Origin of the sequence: Limnospira fusiformis SAG 85.79, from assembly GCF_012516315.1 — a bacterium.
Taxonomy (GTDB): Bacteria; Cyanobacteriota; Cyanobacteriia; order Cyanobacteriales; family Microcoleaceae; genus Limnospira; species Limnospira fusiformis.
Map to the genome: position 1 here is coordinate 316,078 of NZ_CP051185.1, position 19,498 is coordinate 335,575.

Annotated in this window: 15 protein-coding genes and 1 CRISPR repeat array; of the genes, 11 read left to right on the plus strand and 4 right to left on the minus strand. The window is 47.6% G+C overall.

Going from position 1 to position 19,498, the window contains the following annotated elements:
• Nucleotides 1-222: 222 nt before the first annotated feature.
• From dxs to hpsJ-B, 3 genes are all read right to left on the minus strand, one after another.
• Nucleotides 223-2,139 carry a 1-deoxy-D-xylulose-5-phosphate synthase gene (dxs, locus tag HFV01_RS01675; protein ID WP_193520769.1) on the minus strand — a complete coding sequence of 639 codons (1,917 nt, stop codon included), beginning with the start codon at nt 2,137-2,139 and terminating at the stop codon, nt 223-225.
• A gap of 127 nt (nt 2,140-2,266) precedes the next feature.
• Entirely contained in the window at nt 2,267-3,160 is an 894-nt protein-coding gene (locus HFV01_RS01680; protein ID WP_193520770.1) for a glycosyltransferase family 2 protein, read from the minus strand.
• A 167-nt stretch (nt 3,161-3,327) separates the two neighbouring features.
• The gene (hpsJ-B, locus tag HFV01_RS01685; RefSeq protein WP_006623363.1) at nt 3,328-4,164 is read right to left on the minus strand and encodes a hormogonium polysaccharide biosynthesis protein HpsJ; all 837 of its coding nucleotides are present in this window, start codon (nt 4,162-4,164) and stop codon (nt 3,328-3,330) included.
• 154 nt (nt 4,165-4,318) lie between these two features.
• Between hpsJ-B and HFV01_RS01690 the strand changes: the two genes are divergently transcribed.
• From HFV01_RS01690 to cobD, 10 genes are all read left to right on the plus strand, one after another.
• Nucleotides 4,319-4,819 carry an adenylyltransferase/cytidyltransferase family protein gene (locus tag HFV01_RS01690; RefSeq protein WP_006670828.1) on the plus strand — a complete coding sequence of 167 codons (501 nt, stop codon included), beginning with the start codon at nt 4,319-4,321 and terminating at the stop codon, nt 4,817-4,819.
• A 120-nt stretch (nt 4,820-4,939) separates the two neighbouring features.
• Nucleotides 4,940-5,461: direct repeats of the CRISPR family, unit length 37 nt; unit sequence GTTTCCGTCCCCTGACGGGGAATTGGTAGGGTTGGAC.
• A gap of 501 nt (nt 5,462-5,962) precedes the next feature.
• Nucleotides 5,963-6,178, plus strand: coding sequence for a hypothetical protein (locus HFV01_RS31910; RefSeq protein ID WP_438861255.1), 216 nt, complete (start codon nt 5,963-5,965; stop codon nt 6,176-6,178).
• 393 nt (nt 6,179-6,571) lie between these two features.
• Nucleotides 6,572-6,751, plus strand: coding sequence for a hypothetical protein (locus tag HFV01_RS31915; RefSeq protein ID WP_438861256.1), 180 nt, complete (start codon nt 6,572-6,574; stop codon nt 6,749-6,751).
• A gap of 1,355 nt (nt 6,752-8,106) precedes the next feature.
• The gene (locus tag HFV01_RS01695) at nt 8,107-8,829 is read left to right on the plus strand and encodes a GUN4 domain-containing protein (RefSeq protein ID WP_008054798.1); all 723 of its coding nucleotides are present in this window, start codon (nt 8,107-8,109) and stop codon (nt 8,827-8,829) included.
• 149 nt (nt 8,830-8,978) lie between these two features.
• Nucleotides 8,979-10,073, plus strand: coding sequence for a type IV pilus assembly protein PilM (pilM, locus tag HFV01_RS01700; protein WP_193520771.1), 1,095 nt, complete (start codon nt 8,979-8,981; stop codon nt 10,071-10,073).
• A 58-nt stretch (nt 10,074-10,131) separates the two neighbouring features.
• Nucleotides 10,132-10,932 (plus strand): PilN domain-containing protein, encoded by an 801-nt coding sequence (locus HFV01_RS01705; RefSeq protein WP_193520772.1) that lies wholly within the window; start codon nt 10,132-10,134, stop codon nt 10,930-10,932.
• A gap of 50 nt (nt 10,933-10,982) precedes the next feature.
• Entirely contained in the window at nt 10,983-11,765 is a 783-nt protein-coding gene (locus HFV01_RS01710) for a hypothetical protein (RefSeq protein WP_006623375.1), read from the plus strand.
• Nucleotides 11,766-12,013: 248 nt separating this feature from the next.
• Nucleotides 12,014-14,365 (plus strand): type IV pilus secretin family protein, encoded by a 2,352-nt coding sequence (locus HFV01_RS01715; protein WP_193520773.1) that lies wholly within the window; start codon nt 12,014-12,016, stop codon nt 14,363-14,365.
• 218 nt (nt 14,366-14,583) lie between these two features.
• Entirely contained in the window at nt 14,584-14,862 is a 279-nt protein-coding gene (locus tag HFV01_RS01720; RefSeq protein ID WP_006623382.1) for an HU family DNA-binding protein, read from the plus strand.
• 63 nt (nt 14,863-14,925) lie between these two features.
• A complete protein-coding gene (gene cobD, locus HFV01_RS01725; RefSeq protein ID WP_006623383.1) occupies nt 14,926-15,996 on the plus strand; it encodes a threonine-phosphate decarboxylase CobD in 1,071 nt (356 codons plus the stop codon).
• Nucleotides 15,997-16,306: 310 nt separating this feature from the next.
• Here cobD and HFV01_RS01730 read toward each other — a convergent pair whose 3' ends face one another.
• Nucleotides 16,307-17,098, minus strand: a complete 792-nt coding sequence (locus tag HFV01_RS01730) for a hypothetical protein (protein WP_193520774.1) — start codon at nt 17,096-17,098, stop codon at nt 16,307-16,309.
• A gap of 428 nt (nt 17,099-17,526) precedes the next feature.
• On the opposite strand from HFV01_RS01730, the gene uvrC reads away from it, so the two are divergent.
• Complete coding sequence (gene uvrC, locus HFV01_RS01735) at nt 17,527-19,401, plus strand: excinuclease ABC subunit UvrC (protein ID WP_006623386.1); 1,875 nt, start codon at nt 17,527-17,529, stop codon at nt 19,399-19,401.
• Nucleotides 19,402-19,498: the final 97 nt, after the last annotated feature.

The window sequence follows — 19,498 nt, forward strand, 5'->3', positions numbered from 1 at the left end:
GGCTCTGGGTTCAAACTAGGGTAAGGTAGGGTGCGTCAAACCTACTCAATATCGATCATAATTATGCGATCGCACCATACCCCTGCTATTTCAATCCCAATCGAATAATTTTCGCCAAAGAGTGCGATCGCCTCCCGTAGCCTCCGGTCGGGTGCGTCATAACCCGGCTATATAAATGCCTGGGGATAATTCCCTGCTGACGCACCATAGAGACTATATTTGTTATTGGGGAATGTTGACTGTTGAGGGTTCTTTGGTCAAGAACAATTCCCGGATTTTTTCAGCAATTTGGGAACTTGTCAGACCCAGATCAACTTTGGATTGATCCGGTGTAGCATGATCCACCAATTGGTCAGGAATGCCGAACCGCTTAACAGGTACTAAGACATCGTGATCCAGTAGTGCTTCTGCTACTGCGGAACCAAATCCACCCATTATGCAGCCTTCTTCCAGGGTGACGACTTTACCGATTTTTTGGGCTAAGGGTACAATCAGCTCTGTGTCTAGGGGTTTGACAAATCTGGCATTAACCACAGTGGCATCAATGCCGTGTTCACCGAGAATCTCAGCCACCTGCATAGCGGTGTTAACCATTGTACCATAGCCGAGTAATAGGAGATCATCGCCCTGGCGGAGAATTTCACCTTTACCGATCGCAATAGGTTCCCAGCCTTCTTCCATAAGTGGAACCCCATTACCGGAACCACGGGGGTAGCGCATAGCGATCGGTCCTGAAGTATGATTAATACCAGTCACCAGCATTTGCTGCAATTCGGCTTCATCTTTAGGAGCCATAATGGTCATATTGGGGAGACAGCGGAGATAGGCGATATCATACATTCCCTGGTGAGTGGGACCATCTACCCCTACAATTCCGGCGCGGTCCAAACAGAAGAAAACGGGCAAGTTTTGGATACAGACATCATGGATAATCTGATCATAGGCTCGTTGTAGGAAGGTGGAGTAAATCGCCACTACCGGACGCATTCCCTCACAGGCTAAACCCGCCGCCAGAGTAACCGCGTGTTGTTCAGCGATACCGACATCGATATACTGTTCGGGGAGTTTAGCTTGTAGTTTATCCAACCCTGTACCTGTTGCCATAGCGGCGGTGATACCCAAAATTTGGGAATTATCTTCAGCCAGCTTGACTAAGGTATCTGCAAACACTTTGGAATAGCTGGGAGGCTTGGGTTTGTTGGAGGGAATAGCCTTCCCGGTAGCCAGGTTAAAGGGTGATTGAGCGTGATAGCCTACTTGGTCTTTTTCTGCGATCGCATAACCCTTACCTTTGACGGTGGAGACATGAACCATAACCGGGCCTTTAATTTCATGAGCTTGTTGGAAGGTTTCGATCAAATCTTCCAAGTTGTGACCATCCACCGGTCCGATATAGGTGAAGCCCAGCTCCTCAATAATAGCACCCAATTTAGGTACAGCCAACCGTTTCATCCCTTCTTTGAGGCGTTCCATCTCCGGGGTAAAATTCTCACCCACAAAGGGAATTTGTTTAAACTGTTCCCGCAGATTATCTTTCAAAAATTGCACGGGGGGGCTCAGACGCATTTTATTCAAATAACGAGGAATCGCGCCGACATTGGGGGAAATCGACATTTCGTTATCATTGAGAACCACCATCAAGTTAGTGTTAGGTAGATGACCCGCATGGTTAATAGCTTCCAAAGCCATCCCCCCAGTCATCGCGCCATCGCCAATAATTGCCACTACTTTATAATTATCCCCCTGCATATCCCTAGCCAAAGCCATCCCCAGGGCGGCTGATATGCTTGTCGAGGCGTGTCCGGCTCCAAAATGGTCAAAACGACTCTCGCACCGTTTCAGGTAGCCTGCTACCCCATCTTTCTGGCGTAGGGTATTAAAATTGTTATAGCGTCCAGTAATCATTTTGTGGGGATAGGCTTGGTGTCCGACATCCCAAATGACTTTATCTCGGTCTAGGTCTAGGGTTTGGTAAAGTCCTAGGGTTAACTCGACCACTCCCAAACCCGGTCCCAAATGACCGCCAGTAGCTGCTACTGTTTCCAGGTGCTTTTCACGGATTTGTTGAGCCACTGCTTCCAGTTCATGGATAGACAAACCGTGGAGTTGATTGGGATGGGTCAGTTCACTTAGATGCATAGTTGAAAATACTGATGCTAAAAATAAATTAACAATCGGGCTTGTCTGAATATGATAGCCCAGTCTTGACGCTGACGCTGAACTTTGTGGGGAAGGGTTATCGGGAGTCCGCTACAGATAGACTTCCTCACCCCAAACCTTTCCCAGAAACTGAGGAAGTTTCATTGTCCATGGTCAATTGTGGGTGAGGTTGTGGGTCGCCAATAGGCATATTTTCGATTTCCCAGACTTTCAGGAGAATCAGATATTCATAAAAGGCTTGTAGAGTACACCAGGCGAGTCCAGGTTGACCGTCGAGGAACCCTCCCAGGATAAAATACATATAGACGAAGCGGATTAGGGGTCGAAATGGTAGACGCAGAGATAAATCCTTTAAGGCGTGTCGCCTTTCCACCTCTGTTTTGCCGAAAAATAGGTGATTCCAGTTTACCGTACCCGATCGCAATTGTTTGACTGTTTCGTGGGCTTCATCTGTAGAATAACGGTTGTGCTTTTCTATCCATCGCGCCATGCCTTTACTGTTGGTATAGTGGGGATAGGTTTCTTGGAGGAAACTGGTAAGACCCTCACAGACTTCTCTCTCCGTGTGACCATAATCGGTAAACCAGACCCGCTGCTTATCAAATAGACGCATCTGATAACGGGGGTATTGGGTACTGCGGCGAATCCAGCGACCCATAAACATGACTCTTTCGGCTGCATAATAACCGATATAGCCGTCAGTGTTTTGGGTTTGTTTTTGACACTCGGCGAATAGTTCCGGGGTCATGCGTTCATCAGATTCGAGAATATACGCCCACTGATATTTAGTGGTTACTTCTCGCAGCATCCAAGTCCGTTGGCGACCGTGGCTTTCAAACTTATGTTGCAGTACACGGACGGGGTACTGTTGAGCAATTTCTACGGTGCGATCGCTACTAAAGGAATCGACCACAATTATATCATCACATTGACTGGCTGACTCAATGCAGGCGGCTATATCAACTTCATCATTACAAGTCAGGATATAAATTGATAACATTATCGTGAGGTGGTGAATAATATAGATTGGGGAAAGGTTGTCATATTTTATGAACCATAAAACCAGATAATTGAGAGTACAAAAATAGGCTCCATCTTGGTGCAACATAACCCTTGATTGAGGTTTAATTTACAGGGGTGGAGCCAGTAATTCCTAGGGGGGGGGTTTTATCCGGGGTTAGAAGAGGGTTTACGACGACCTTTATTCAGGAGGCCTAAGCCTTTTAAACTCGTCCAACCCAAGACGATATAACCGATCGCCAATAGCAAACTACTCATCCCGGTTTGGAGACTAGATTTGAGCGATCGCGTTTTAGTTTCATCTTCTAGTTGTTGTTGGCGTTGGCGAATTTGGGTAAGTAATTGAACGGGGAGGGAGTCGGCTTGCTGTTCCAAGAACTCATCAAGGACGGCTGGATTAGTTCTAGATTCTTCCAGGACTTGTTGAATTTGCGGGGGAAGGTTTCCTTCCGCAATCACCTGATCTAATTGTGCCTCGTCTTGTATTAAGCCAGTCAACTGCGCTCGGAGTTCAACTTTTCGCTGTTCAATCTCCTGTTGAAACTGGGGACTTCCTAACTGGCTTTCCAGTTGAGTTTCGGCTTGCGCGGCTTGCTGACCAATCTCGGATAAAGCATCTCGTCGGGCTAACCGGGTATTATTTAGGTGCATGGGAAAAATCAGCAGGTAAAGTAACCCGAATAAGCTGGCGAGGATACCAACCCACAATCTTAGGTCGGAGATTTTTTTACCAGACTTAGGAGCATTCCCGAGGACGCTATCCATCCAATACCCCATTAAAACCAGAGCCATTCCTACCAGGGGAACTACGCCTCGGTCAACTAAGCTACTAGCGGTTTGAATTAACCAACCCCTATCGGTTAAATTGGGGGGAAATAATAGAACCAAATAATCGACCAAGGCTGACAGAATCAGGATTAGCCCAACTAATTTGATGCTAGAAGAGGCTTGAAAGGAAAATTGACGGTTTGCTGTTGATGTCATAGGACGGTTAAGGATACTCTAGGTTGGTCTACAGCCAAGATAACAGTTTTGGCTAGTATATAACTACTTTCAGATTTGCCAAGATGTGGGAATTGTTTAATAATTAGCCGCGGCTGAGTAGTGGTCAATGATATCAAAGAAAGGAGAGATAATCATGATTGAGGGCCTTTATTCTGTGGAACAACTACGGGAGGCGATCGCCTATAACCCTGAACAATGGCGACCTCTAGTTTTTAGCAATGGCTGTTTTGACTTGATTCATGTTGGACATATTCGCTACCTGACCCAAGCCAAAAGTTTGGGGCGATCGCTGGTAGTGGGTCTCAATAGCGATCGCTCTGTTCGCCTGATTAAACCCCACTCGGCCGGATATCCTCCCCGTCCTATTATACCAGAATTACAGCGAGCCGAAGTTCTCAGCCAGTTAAAACCCGTAGATGCAGTGGTCATTTTTCCAGAAAGCACTGCTACGGCGATTATTGAACAGCTACAACCTGATATATATGTTAAGGGTGGTGATTACACCATTGACACCCTACCGGAGGCCCCCACGGTTCAAGCCTATAACGGTAAAATCGTCCTCATTGCCGTGGAAATGCCTACTTCTACCAGTGGCATTATTAATCGGATTTTGCACGCCTCAACCCAACCCTAACCCTTCTACACCCCCAACAAGTTTTATCCCCCAGACTCGTCTTTTTCCCCCCTCCCCAACTGCGAAATTACCCCGCCATGACACGACCTCAACCCTCACAACATCCACACACCACCGGGCGTTTCCCTCCCCTCATGGGGAATTTGTAGGGTTGCACACGGCTGCAGTCATTCATCACTAATGTCGGGGCTATTAGTCGGTTTCCGTCCCCTGACGGGGAATTGGTAGGGTTGGACGCTGTAAATATTACGAAGTCAAAGCAAACGCCACTCTCTGGTCGTTTCCGTCCCCTGACGGGGAATTGGTAGGGTTGGACACCCCCGAAACCTGCAGTAGTTCTACGGCAAAGAAATGCGCGTTTCCGTCCCCTGACGGGGAATTGGTAGGGTTGGACCGAGCGAGAAAAGGTTAATTTCTTGGCTAGAAAATTTAGCCCGGTTTCCGTCCCCTGACGGGGAATTGGTAGGGTTGGACCACATATGGTGGGAAAACCAGCGTTCGCGATGGGATTCTTTAAGGTTTCCGTCCCCTGACGGGGAATTGGTAGGGTTGGACCTCGAAGAGCGTTTATCATTTCCATTAGGGGGTATTTTCCCCATTCTTCTGTTTCCGTCCCCTGACGGGGAATTGGTAGGGTTGGACGAGTGTGAAGACTGGGATTTAGTCTCCCAGATCGAAGCCTACAAGGCGGAGAAGTTTCCGTCCCCTGACGGGGGAATTGGTAGGGTTGGACAGACACACAGAAGGCAAAACAAATGAAAACACCGAACTATGAAGCAGTTTCCGTCCCCTGACGGGGGAATTGGTAGGGTTGGACACACCTATTGAAGATGTGTTAACTGCTTTAAATGAGTTTGTCTCTGGTTTCCGTCCCCTGACGGGGGAATTGGTAGGGTTGGACGTCAGGCAGTGGCTTGGGTGGGTTTTTCTGAAGTTGTATCAAGTTTCCGTCCCCTGACGGGGGAATTGGTAGGGTTGGACTTTCGTGCCAAACCATAGAGAAATCTAGTCTACTTGGATAGAGAGTTTCCGTCCCCTGACGGGGGAATTGGTAGGGTTGGACGAGAATATCATGGTGACTGCCCGTGTCCAAGCACTGCGGAACAAAGTTGTTTCCGTCCCCTGACGGGGGAATTGGTAGGGTTGGACACGACAAAGGCTAACAGTTTGAGATTAACCATCAGCACGGAAAGTTTCCGTCCCCTGACGGGGGAATTGGTAGGGTTGGACGAGTGCGAACCAATTGAACCAATTTCGGAACCGGAAATCAAGCCGGAGTTTCCGTCCCCTGACGGGGGAATTGGTAGGGTTGGACCTGATCCAGGCATGGGTGCTTGGTCGACAACAGGCAAAGAATAAACAGTTTCCGTCCCCTGACGGGGGAATTGGTAGGGTTGGACAGAAATGGGGAAGTTGCAGGAGTAAGAGGGCTGAGGCCTTAATGTTTCCGTCCCCTGACGGGGGAATTGGTAGGGTTGGACTTCGGAGCGTTCATGCGAGTGAACATCCCTGAAACAGGGCTAGTTTCCGTCCCCTGACGGGGGAATTGGTAGGGTTGGACCCATTGTCGGAAGTTTCATTAAACAGGAGACTGAAGAAATAAAATCCGTTTCCGTCCCCTGACGGGGGAATTGGTAGGGTTGGACGCGGTTTTAAGTAGTGGGGAAAAATTCACCCCCCACAACTACCCAATGTTTCCGTCCCCTGACGGGGGAATTGGTAGGGTTGGACCACAGATGCTAGATAAGGCCGATGAAAAGGGTCGAATCGTGTTTCCGTCCCCTGACGGGGGAATTGGTAGGGTTGGACTGGAGGTCTATCGGAGTACTAACTACTCCGGGTACGGCTTCAAGTTTCCGTCCCCTGACGGGGGAATTGGTAGGGTTGGACAGTTATAAACCATACCATGAAGATGAATATTTGGGAATATAGAGTGTTTCCGTCCCCTGACGGGGGAATTGGTAGGGTTGGACCTGAATTTGATGAGTTTATCACACCCACACCCCAACTAGGTGCGGTAAGTTTCCGTCCCCTGACGGGGGAATTGGTAGGGTTGGACTCAAAGAGAGGATCCGTAATGGACTGCGTCCTGAAGGGTGACTTGGTTTCCGTCCCCTGACGGGGGAATTGGTAGGGTTGGACATCGCGTATGCGATCTTCGTATTTGGGGTGCTTCCTCGGCTGTTTCCGTCCCCTGACGGGGGAATTGGTAGGGTTGGACTAGCTGATTCAACCGATATCACTCTACGAGTTTCATTGATTTCAGAAGTTTCCGTCCCCTGACGGGGGAATTGGTAGGGTTGGACTCATTACAGAAAAACATGAACAGCGTGGACATTTCTCTAGTTTCCGTCCCCTGACGGGGGAATTGGTAGGGTTGGACCATCGAGGCACCGAAATTTTTTACCCTGTTTATTTTCTTAGTGGTTTCCGTCCCCTGACGGGGGAATTGGTAGGGTTGGACGGGTAGTGAGTCAGTATTCTATTGCAAAAGGAGAAGACTATGGTTTCCGTCCCCTGACGGGGGAATTGGTAGGGTTGGACACTCGGGTAAAGGTTCAGGTCAAAATCCACGGCGAGTGGGTAGTTTCCGTCCCCTGACGGGGGAATTGGTAGGGTTGGACTTAGAACTTTAATTTTTTTAATAAAGGAATGTCTCCCTTGGTTTCCGTCCCCTGACGGGGGAATTGGTAGGGTTGGACCCTATACCTTTGGAAACCTTACGGTATGCGGTTTTCAAGGTGCGATCGCGCGAGAGCACGTAGAAGGTGCTTAACAAAACTTTACAGCCCTTTTTTCGGGGAGCAAATTCGTTTGTTTTCGCTGGATTTATATTATCAGCCATAGTGCCAGACTGTCAACCCCCCGAAACAAAAACTTTTCTTCGCGTGGCTAAAGTTTGCTTTAACTAGGGCAGGATTAGAAGTCGCGCGAGGTTATGAGAATCTGTAATATAACTTTACACAAGCCGAAACCATTACCCTGCAACGAATCCATCGATTAAGTAGGCACGATCGCCCCAAAAAACGGAAATAATTATGAGAATGACCTCGCCAACCATATCCGGGGGACAGGGGCGATGCCACAATTAAGCAAAACCGTAGCAGCCAGAGTCAAGTCCGAGGGGTAATTAAATATCCCGATTGTCCGTAGCGCGTTTATCTGAATCCAATGCACCTGTACAATGGTGGATTAATCACCTTTTTATATTATTGGGCCAAACCAGCCCAGTTACTTTTCCGCCGCCAGTTAACCCTAGGCGGTTTCCAAGCTACCGGAGAAATTCAATGACTGATTTGATCGCCTCCTCCGACCAAGACCTATCAATAGAGTTAAACCAACTGCGCTCACAACTAAACAGCGACAGCCAGACCCAGCAGTTAAAGGCGATCGCCTCATTAGCGACCCAGGGGGAACTTGGTTTAGATGTACTGATAGAATTTTTAATGTCCCAGCAGACCGAAACTCCCACCCCTGTCAGTGGTGAAGCCTATAGAGTCCTGTATCTAGCCAACCTCCCGAAAACCCAAGAGTTTTTGGAAACCCATTTTCCGACGGGAGTAGTTCCCCTAAACTCAGAGGTAGGGGCTGATTATTTTCCCCTCCAACAGGAATTGCTACAGCAAAACTTCCAAGCCGCCGACCTGCTGACCCTGAGAAACCTGTGTGAGTTAGCCAGCGACGCAGCAGTTAAACGAAACTGGCTATATTTTTCGGAAGTCGATCGCTTTCCCGTCGCCGACTTACAAACCATTGACACCCTGTGGCGAGTCCATTCCCAAGGCAAATTTGGCTATACCGTCCAGCGGGAAGTTTGGTTAGGTGTCGGCAAAAATTGGGATAAATTGTGGCAGAAAATTGGCTGGAGAAGCGATCGCACTTGGACCCGCTATCCCCAAGGCTTCACTTGGGAACTAAGCGCCCCCAGGGGACACCTACCCCTTTCCAATCAATTACGCGGTAGAAGAGTCATTGAGGCTCTGTTCAATCATCCCGCCTTCAGTAACTAGGAAAACAGCCCCCCCTTGGTAATACCTAAAAGTCCTCCTCCCTAGAGGACCGGGGAAGCCCTTAATTACCGTGGTGATGGTAACACATTCTGGGCGGAAAAATGCTATGGTTAACCTAAGTCCTCCCTTAACTCATCCAAAAAAAATCTATGGTTGGTTTCCTCAAAGGTATTTTTTCCAGTCGTAAGCCGGGAATGGGTATTGAACTAGCCGCCGAGCGAATTAATATTGTCGAAATTCGCAAAAAAGGCGATAAGTTCAAGTTGTTAACCTTAGCCACTGCCGAGGTTCCCGAAAATGTGGTGCAGGATGGTCAAATAGTTGATACTCCTACCATGTCGGAGTTAATCGAATCGACATTGGCGGACAATAATATCAAAACCAAAAACATCGCCACCGCTATTCCCGGAAGGGAAGCAGTCACTCGTTTAATCCCGGTTCCGGCGGAGTTAAATGAGGAGGAACTTAAAGAATATATGAACGCCGAAGCGGGTTTATATCTGCCTTTTCCCAGGGAAGAAGCCGACGTAGACTATCAGAAACTGGGAACATTTGTTGATGAAGATGGCATCGAAAAAGTACAGGTTTTGTTAGTCGCTACCCGCAAAGAAGTTACCAACACTTACATAGAAACCTTTGAACAAGCTGGCTTACAAATAGAGGTTTTAGAAATCAGTAACTTTGCCCTAATTCGGACTATGAAAAGTCAGTTAGAACACTTTTCTTCTAACGAGGCGGCGATTTTAGCTGACATCGAATTTGATAGCACCGAATTGGTGATTGTGGTCAATGGCGTTCCCCAATTTACCCGGACTATTCCCATTGGTTTGTATCAGGTACAATCGGGACTTAATAATGCCATGAACCTACCACCCTCACGGGATTTTCAGGAATTGCAGGCGATGACCCTTCCCGTAACTGATACAATGGGAGCATTGAGCGAACCCAATCCGGGAGTTAATGCCATAATTAAGGTATTAGCAGAGTTAGCCGATGAACTCCGACGCTCTATTGATTTCTACATCAACCAAAATGATGGTTTGGAAATCGCCCAGTTACTTCTGGCTGGTCCTGGGGCGGCGATCGGACAACTGGATGAGTTCTTTATGCAACGCCTAGCCATGCCAGCCACCCAGGTAGACCCCATAGAAGCCCTGAACCTGTTAACAGATGATCAGGAAATTCCCCCGGAGCAGCGTGCTAGTTTAGGAGTGGTATTAGGTTTAGGATTGCGCGTTACCTAGTTCCGGGAACTCTCACTGCTACCATGTCTATAAAAATACTACCAGAGGGTTTGTTAATATGTACAGCCTTGATATTAATTTTCTTAACGATCGCCCAGAGTATAAAACCCGAGTTATCAAGCCCCCCAAAGGCGCTGCGGGGAAACCCGTTGACCAAACACCCATTTTAATCGGACTGGGGGTAGCTGTGGGACTCAATGCTTTAATGGGAGGCGGTTGGTTTGTGTTAACTAGGCAAAATGCCAGCCTTTCCAGAGAAGTCGATGCTTTAGAGGTGCAACTGGGCGAAAAAAATGTCCAAGTCCAAGCCCTCGATCGCATTTATGCAGAAGCGAAACAGACCAATGAGGAAGCCGATGCTTTGGCTTTGGTATTCAATGAGATTAAGCCCTGGTCAGCTTTAAGTCAAGAAATGGCTAAGATCATGCAAATTGCTGGGGTGAGAATTACCAACCTCCGACAAACCGAACCCACCAACGAAGCAACTACCGCCTCTGAGGAAGAGGGACAGACCCCTGCTAGACAAACCGCACAAGTTACCATTGAAGGAAATGTTGGTTCTTTTGGGCAGCTTAATGATTTCATGTTGTTGGTCAACCAGTCGCCTTTCTTTAATGGCAGCACAACCCGGCTAGTTTCTGCTAGATTGCAAGATAACCCCACCCGTTTAGTGGTGGCTGACGGTTCCTCAGTGCCTGGGGGTCTGCCAGATTTACAGCCCATCGTGCAGTTTAGCATAGAAACCCGTCTGAGTTCTGCCACGGCTTCGGAACTGTTACCCCTATTAAAAGCTAATGACGCACTGGGTTTGGTTAATCGAATTGAAACCCTCACAGAACAAGGTGTAATTCGACCCTAGGCTTTTGGTCTCAGGGTTTTGATGTCAACAAAAAACGGAGGTTTTTTCCTATGGTAGCAGCAAATGAGTATCTTCTTGATGATGAGGAACCGGAGGAGGAGGAGGAAGGTTCTGGCCCAGTGATATTGGGTTTGGCTATCACTTCTAAGGTCGTCGGTATTGCTATTGGAGCCCTAGGCGCGATTTTGTGTGGGGTGGGTGTGTTTTACCTGGCTTTGCCGACTTGGGAAGAACAGCAAATACTCAATTCCAACATTCAAATTAAGCAAAGGGAAATTGAACAGCAAAACGAAAAGTTGCAGCAGCAAGAGGAGGCGGAACGTCAACGAGAGGAAGCTAAACAGCGACTGGCTAGTGTAACGGCTTTGTTTGCTGATGAAGCAAATCTGGAAATGTTGATGTTTGATGTTAATGAACAATTAAATCAAATTAATGCGGGTATTTTGGATGAAGAACTAAAAGCACGTTTGGTTAGGTTTCAACCCCAAAGTGATGGACCCATGCTAGTGACTGATGGTTCTCTCGGTTCCCAAGTTAACAATAAACTGAGACGACAAGAGTACGAGGTGGAGGTGGAAGGGAGTTTTGAGCAAATCCGCAAATTTATGATTTCTCTGGAGAGAATGCAGCCTATGCTAGTGGTTAGAGACTTTAGTTCTCAGTTGCTGGATCGATCGCCAGAATTGAAGGGGGAAATTCGCCAGGGTCGCTTTGTTCCCATAGATAACCAGCCTCAACGCCGCCTCAGAAGTACGTTTAAGTTACACGCCTTAATGCCTTTGAGTGACGAGCAGCGTGAGCAACAACAGCAACCAGAAGCTGAAAAAAAATAATGTTCTGGTTCACAGATAATCGAGCGATCGCCTTATCAACCCCAAATCATGGCGATCGCTCATTTTTTGGCAGAATGGGGGTTGACAAAATCGCTAAAATGTGATAGGTTGCCCAGATAAAATGCCCGTGGGTGTAGATAATTTCCTATTGTCCTGTTGCCCCGGATGAATTATGATTTTTCCAGGCCTAAGCAAACAGAATATATAAACCAATAGCAACGGTTGCTTTCCAACTTTTAGGAGGAAATGTGAGAGATATTTTAGGATTTGGTGGAGGAGTAGCGGGGGGAGTTGCAGCAGCCATGGTTGTGGCTGTGGCTCCCGCCCTGGCGTTTACAGTTGTCCGCGATATTCAATTATTCCAAGCTGACAACGGGGAAATTAACCTGGTGCTGGTCACTGACGGCGGCGAACGTCCAGCGGTGTTTGTGATTCGGCGGGGTAATGATTTTGTGGCGGATATTACTAACGCTCAATTGAGTTCTCCCAATGGCTCATTTCAGCAAAATAACCCGGCTCCTGGTATTGCTTCCATTGTGGTGAACCAGCTAGACCCGACCAGTATTCGGGTGATTGTGACCGGAACTACTGGCTCTCCTGAAGCGCGGATAATTCAGGGTGCGGGAGATGCTATTGCGATCGCGATCGCTCCAGAAGGGGCGATCGTAGATGCTCCGGCTTTTGCACCCCAACAACCTGGGAACGGTGCTTCTCAGGTAATGGTTCCCGACCCACCAGTTAGCATCACTGGTGATCCGACCGCCCAAAACGGCAATAATGATATGATGATGCCCGACCCAGCTTTAACTCCCCAAATGGGTCAAGCGCCATTACAGCCAAGGCGTTCCTTAGACACAACGCCACCCTTCCAACCCCGTGCGGTTGCGCCACCTTTAGGAGATATTGCCGTTTCTAATATCAATCCGGGTGTTTCCAATGTCAACCTAAACACCAACGAAATCATCCCCCGCCTAGTCTTGCGAGACGCATCAGTGCGGGAGGTATTATCATTGTTGGCGCGGGTTGCTGGCCTGAATGTTGCCTTCAGTAATTTAGAGAAAGATCTTACAACGGGACGTTTTCGACCGGGAAATGAAGAACAGGAATTTAGAATTTCCTTGGATATTGAAAATGAACCAGTCCAGGAAGTCTTTAACTATGTCCTGCGATTAACAGGATTACAAGCTAACAGGGTGGGAAATACTGTATTTGTAGGCTTTCAACTGCCTGAGTCCGCTCGAAATCTTGTCATGCGGACTCTGAGAATGAATCAGACCACAGCAGAAGGCGCAGCTAATTATCTCAGTAGCCAGGGTGCAGAAACCCAGATTCCCTTTGAGCAAGTTCAAATCCAGGTCGTAGGGCAGGGCATTAATCAGCGAATTGTAGAAACCAGGACCCCAAGTATTATAGCTGTGGGCGCAGCGGAAGGACAGGGACCTCTGTTGTTAAGGGGGCTGTCAGTAACTGCTGATTCTCGCTTAAATTCTGTGACTCTCGTTGGAACACCTGAACAGGTAGAGATCGCAACTGCTATGTTAATGCAGATTGATCTCCGTCAACGTCAGGTGGCGGTGAATGTGAAAATCATTGACGTGAACCTGACCGGGGAAGCCACCCAGAGCAGTAGTTTCTCCTTTGGGATTAATGATACCTTCTTTGTGAATGATGGCGGTGCGGCTTCTATCAACTTCGGCGGCATCAATCCCCCAACCCGTGGTCAGGCTACAGGTGGTGTCACCTCTCGCCCAATTATTCCCAACCCCCTAAGCGATCAAGACCCATTTTTTGATCGCGATAGCACTATTAGGACTCCGTTAACGGCTCCTGGGGGTGGTATTGGCTTGAGACCGATTCCACCTGTCACCGAGAGACCGGGAGGGGTTGGGCTTTCTGACTACGCACCTTTGACGAGAGACTTAACTGATGGAAGTCTGACTGGCCTTGGTAGCACAACTGCTTCCGTGTTTCCCTTCTTCCAATATCCTCGGCGGTTCCTGTCTACTTTGCAAGCTCAAATCGTCAGCGGTAGAGCCAAAATCCTCACCGACCCCACCTTGGTGGTACAAGAGGGAGAAACCGCTTCAGTGGAACTGATACAAGAGGTATTGCAATCAAGCACAACAATTTTTACAGATACTATTTCTGGTACTAGGCAAACAGAGCAGGGTGAAGTTGTAGATGTGGGCTTGACTTTATCGGTCAATGTTGAGCGAATTGATGATAATGGCTTTGTCACCATGAGGATTAACCCAGAAGTCAGTTCCCCAGGAACTCAGGTACCAGTCGGTAACAATAGTTCTTTCTTACGAGTCTTTCGGCGCAGTTTAGATTCAGGAAGGATTCGTCTGCGGGACGGTCAAACTCTGATTGTCTCTGGTATTATTCAAGATCAGGAACGGACTGACGTTAGCAAGATTCCCCTGTTGGGTGATTTGCCTATCCTGGGTTCTCTGTTCCGTAGAAGCACCACCAGCAGCGAGCGGGCTGAGGTAATTGTGTTGGTAACGCCCAATATCCTGGATGATTCCGATCGCTCTGGGTTTGGCTACCAGAACAATTTTAGCCCCGATGTCCGCCAGATGATGCAAGGGCGTTAAGATCTAGCGTTAAAAACCCCTTCAGCCAAAATCCCCCACCCCTGGGGGATATTTTTATCGGCTAATATCTTAAAAAAAGTGGAAAATTCCCCTAAATATATGACAATTTGGGGTTAAACCCTATCTATGTGGCGACAGAAACCTTAGAATAAGGCAGAAAAATCGTGCAAACCATTGGGGGTCATTGATTGGCCCCCAGTTCTCAAAAGGAGTAATTGATGAATAAGGGTGAATTAATAGATGCGGTGGCGGAAAAAGCAGGTGTCACCAAAAAACAGGCTGATGCGGTGTTGAGTGCGGCTCTCGAAAGTGTTATCGATGCTGTTGCTACACAGGAAAAAGTCACCCTGGTGGGATTTGGTTCTTTTGAAGCCAGGAAACGTAAGGCGCGCGAAGGCCGTAACCCCCAGACCGGCGAAAAAATGGATATTCCTGAAACTTGGGTTCCGGCTTTCTCGGCAGGAAAACTGTTTAAGGAGAAGGTCGCTGATAAATAGTCGTCCATAACCCACCACTAATCAGGATACCGATTTAGTGGGGGTCTGCACGGAGGGAGATTGATGAACAGACCCAGCCACGGGGGAAATTTGATGTGGGCGGCTTCGATCGCTGATTGTCCGCCATCGGAAATTGTCGATTTCTCGGCTAGTATTAATCCCCTCGGCCCTCCGTTAACGGCGATCGCCGCTTTGAATACTCATCAGGGGCAGATTAAAACCTATCCTCAGCCCGATTATATGGACCTGCGACAGGCTGTAAGTCGCTTTCATGAAGATTTACCGGTTGAATGGATTTTGCCGGGAAATGGGGCGGCTGAATTGCTGACTTGGGCGGGCCGGGAGTTGGCACAAATGGGGGCTACATATCTGCTGACTCCGGCTTTTGGGGACTATCGGCGATCGCTCAATGCTTTTAATGCTAGGGTGATTGAATGCCCTATTAGTCTTGAGGGTGGCGATAAGGTCCAATTTGATGGGTTGGGGGAATTAGAGGAAAGGGCGGGACTATTGCTGAATACTCCCCACAATCCCACGGGTATATTACTACGGCCAGAGTTGATTTTGCCCCTGTTGGAAAGGTTTGCTTTGGTGGTGGTTGACGAGGCTTTTATGGATTTTCTGCCACGGTCGGCACAAACTAGCTTAATCGAGAGGGTGGCAGATTTTCCTAATTTGGTGATTTTGCGATCGCTCACTAAGTTTTACAGTCTGCCTGGTTTAAGATTAGGATATGCGATCGCTCACCCAGACCGCCTAAATTTGTGGCGACAGTGGCGAGACCCTTGGTCTGTGAATAATTTAGCCGTGGCGGCGGGTATTGCAGTTTTAGGCGATCGGGCTTTTGAGGAAAAAACCCACCATTGGTTATCTATTAACCGCCCCCAACTCTATCAGGAATTAGGGAAAATTACCGGACTTTATCCTTATCCAGGGGTAGCCAATTTTTTGCTAGTCCGGTGTCAGTCGTCGGTGAGTGAGTTACAAACTCAACTACTTAAAGATTATCGGATTTTGATTCGCGACTGTTTAAGTTTTCCCGAATTAGGAGATAATTATTTTCGCGTAGCTATCCGCACCGAAGCTGACAATCAATATCTGATTAACGCCCTCAAAAATGTATTAATTACTTAGAAACCCGGTTTCTTGACTTCCGAGGGAGAAACCCAATTGCTTAGAAACCCGGTTTCTTGGAGAAACCGGGTTTCTTGACTTCCGAGGGAGAAGCCGGGTTTCTTGACCTCCGAGGGAGAAACCCAATTGCTTAGAAACCCGGTTTCTTAGAGAAGCCGGGTTTCTTGACTTCCGAGGGAGAAGCCGGGTTTCTTGACTTCCGAGGGAGAAACCCAATTGCTTAGAAACCCGGTTTCTTGGAGAAACCGGGTTTCTTGACTTCTGAGGGAGAAGCCGGGTTTCTTGACTTCCGAGGGAGAAACCCAATTGCTTAGAAACCCGGTTTCTTAGAGAAACCGGGTTTCTTGACTTCCAAGGAGAAGCCGGGTTTCTTGACTTCCGAGGGAGAAACCCAATTGCTTAGAAACCCGGTTTCTTGGAGAAACCGGGTTTCTTGACTTCTGAGGGAGAAGCCGGGTTTCTTGACTTCCGAGGGAGAAACCCAATTGCTTAGAAACCCGGTTTCTTGGAGAAACCGGGTTTCTTGACTTCTGAGGGAGAAGCCGGGTTTCTTGACTTCCAAGGGAGAAACCCAATTGCTTAGAAACCCGGTTTCTTGGAGAAACCGGGTTTCTTGACTTCCGAGGGAGAAGCCGGGTTTCTTGACTTCCGAGGGAGAAACCCAATTGCTTAGAAACCCGGTTTCTTGGAGAAACCGGGTTTCTTGACTTCCGAGGGAGAAGCCGGGTTTCTTGACCTCCGAGGGAGAAACCCAATTGCTTAGAAACCCGGTTTCTTGGAGAAACCGGGTTTCTTGACTTCCGAGGGAGAAGCCGGGTTTCTTGACTTCTGAGGGAGAAACCCAATTGCTTAGAAACCCGGTTTCTTGGAGAAACCGGGTTTCTTGACTTCCGAGGGAGAAGCCGGGTTTCTTGACCTCCGAGGGAGAAACCCAATTGCTTAGAAACCCGGTTTCTTGGAGAAACCGGGTTTCTTGACTTCCGAGGGAGAAGCCGGGTTTCTTGACTTCCGAGGGAGAAACCCAATTGCTTAGAAACCCGGTTTCTTGGAGAAACCCGGTTTCTTGACTTCCGAGGAAGAAGCCGGGTTTCTTGACTTCCAAGGGAGAAACCCAATTGCTTAGAAACCCGGTTTCTTGGAGAAACCGGGTTTCTTGACTTCCGAGGGAGAAGCCGGGTTTCTTGACCTCCGAGGGAGAAACCCAATTGCTTAGAAACCCGGTTTCTTAGAGAAACCGGGTTTCTTGACTTCCGAGGGAGAAGCCGGGTTTCTTGACTTCCGAGGGAGAAACCCAATTGCTTAGAAACCCGGTTTCTTGGAGAAACCGGGTTTCTTGACTTCCAAGGGAGAAGCCGGGTTTCTTGACTTCCGAGGGAGAAACCCAATTGCTTAGAAACCCGGTTTCTTGGAGAAACCGGGTTTCTTGACTTCTGAGGGAGAAGCCGGGTTTCTTGACCTCTGGGGGAGAAACCCGACTATAATTGATAATTGTATCGGTGTCTGACGCACCCTACTATTAAATAAACTACTATGACAATTATACCACTAATTGAAGATAGCGATCGCCTAGAAATGAGATTAAAAGAAATTCCCCCGGTTCCGGGTGTGTATTTCATGAAAGATGGTAATGAGAATATTCTGTATATTGGGAAATCGAAAAAATTGCGATCGCGGGTGCGTTCCTATTTTCGCGATCGCCAGAAACATAGTCACCGGATTAACTTAATGATTCAACAGGTGACAGATATTGAATTTATCGTTACTGATACCGAAGCCGAAGCCTTGGCTTTAGAAGCTAATTTGATTAAAAACCATCAACCTCATTTTAATGTCTTACTCAAGGATGATAAAAAATATCCCTATCTGTGTATTACTTGGTCGGAACCATACCCGCGCATTTTTATTACCCGAAAACGTAATTTAAGCAATCCCAAAGATAGATATTATGGCCCTTATGTAGATACCGGACTATTGCGAAGTAATCTACAATTGGTTAAGCGTCTATTTCCCCTGCGTCAACGTCCTAAACCTTTGTTTAAAGACCGTCCCTGTTTAAATTATGATATAGGTCGCTGTCCGGGAGTTTGTCAGCAGATGATCTCCCCAGAAGATTATCATCAAATTGTCCAAAAAGTGGCGATGGTTTTTCAAGGACGCACAGAAGAACTTATCAAAAATTTAACCGCGCAAATGCAACAAGCCGCCGCTGAGTTAAACTTTGAAACCGCCGCCAAATTCCGCGATCGCATTCAAGGTTTACAGTCTCTCAACCAAGACCAAAAAGTTTCCCTTCCTGATGAAACGGTGTCTCTTGATGCGATCGCTTTGGCTACTGACGGACAACAAGCCTCCGTGCAACTTTTCCAAATCCGCGCCGGACATTTGGTCGGTAGATTAGGCTTTTTGGCGAAAGTTTACCCTAGTGAAACAGCCTTGACTTCCCTAGAGTTGGGGGGAATTATTCAGCGGGTTTTACAGGAACATTATCAAACCGTTGATGCTGTGGAAATTCCCAGCGAAATTGTGCTACAATATAGTTTACAAGATGGGGAGTTAGTAGCAGATTGGTTAAGCGATCGCAAAGGTCGGAAAGTTACCTTAATTACTCCCCAAAGACAAGCCAAACTCGATTTAATCGCAATGGTCGAACGCAACGCTAACTATGAGTTAATGCGACTGCAAAAATTAAGCGATCGTCATCATCAATCTCTCCAAGACTTAACCGAAATTCTCGACCTTCCCGACCTTCCCCACCGCATAGAAGGTTATGATATCTCCCATATTCAGGGTTCTGATGCAGTCGCCTCCCGCGTGGTATTTATTGATGGTTTACCCGCCAAACAACACTACCGACAGTATAAAATTAAAAATCCTGATGTGCATTCGGGAAGGTCTGATGATTTCGCCAGTTTAGCAGAAGTAATTGGTCGCCGTTTTCGAGATTATCAGAATTTAGAACCCCAGGATAAGCCAGATTTGATTATGATTGATGGTGGGAAAGGTCAACTCTCAGCCGTCGTGAAAGTTTTGCAAGGTCTGGATATTTTAGAAGAGTTGAAGGTGATTAGTTTAGCCAAACGCCGAGAGGAAATTTTTGTCCCTGGTGAGTCTCAACCATTAACTACCCATCCTGAACAACCTGGGGTACAATTATTGCGACGACTACGAGATGAAGCCCATCGATTTGCGGTTAGTTTCCATCGTAACCAACGCAGTAAACGCATGAAGCGATCGCATTTAGATGACATTCCCGGACTCGGACACCACCGCCAAAAATTGCTATTAGGTCACTTTCGGTCTATTGATTATATTCGCATGGCAACCCCCACACAACTGGCGGAAGTTCCCGGAATTGGCGAAAAACTAGCCCGACAAATTTATGATTATTTCCATCCTTCTACCTGATGCAGATTAAGCTATGATATATGGCAGCTTCCGGGAAGATGTGCTATAAATAGGACTAGATTGGTCTGACTCAAAATCCTAGAATCTCAATCCCACC

Bases quoted from the DNA above. Each gene is read 5' to 3' on its own strand.
- HFV01_RS01695 (WP_008054798.1), top strand. From the start codon at position 8,107: ATGACTGATTTGATCGCCTCCTCCGACCAAGACCTATCAATAGAGTTA.
- HFV01_RS31915 (WP_438861256.1), top strand. From the start codon at position 6,572: ATGAAAAGGGTCGAATCGTGTTTCCGTCCCCTGACGGGGGAATTGGTA.
- pilM (WP_193520771.1), top strand. From the start codon at position 8,979: ATGGTTGGTTTCCTCAAAGGTATTTTTTCCAGTCGTAAGCCGGGAATG.
- cobD (WP_006623383.1), top strand. From the start codon at position 14,926: ATGAACAGACCCAGCCACGGGGGAAATTTGATGTGGGCGGCTTCGATC.
- HFV01_RS01680 (WP_193520770.1), bottom strand. From the start codon at position 3,160: ATGTTATCAATTTATATCCTGACTTGTAATGATGAAGTTGATATAGCC.
- dxs (WP_193520769.1), bottom strand. From the start codon at position 2,139: ATGCATCTAAGTGAACTGACCCATCCCAATCAACTCCACGGTTTGTCT.
- HFV01_RS01710 (WP_006623375.1), top strand. From the start codon at position 10,983: ATGGTAGCAGCAAATGAGTATCTTCTTGATGATGAGGAACCGGAGGAG.
- hpsJ-B (WP_006623363.1), bottom strand. From the start codon at position 4,164: ATGACATCAACAGCAAACCGTCAATTTTCCTTTCAAGCCTCTTCTAGC.
- HFV01_RS01720 (WP_006623382.1), top strand. From the start codon at position 14,584: ATGAATAAGGGTGAATTAATAGATGCGGTGGCGGAAAAAGCAGGTGTC.
- HFV01_RS01690 (WP_006670828.1), top strand. From the start codon at position 4,319: ATGATTGAGGGCCTTTATTCTGTGGAACAACTACGGGAGGCGATCGCC.
- HFV01_RS01705 (WP_193520772.1), top strand. From the start codon at position 10,132: ATGTACAGCCTTGATATTAATTTTCTTAACGATCGCCCAGAGTATAAA.
- uvrC (WP_006623386.1), top strand. From the start codon at position 17,527: ATGACAATTATACCACTAATTGAAGATAGCGATCGCCTAGAAATGAGA.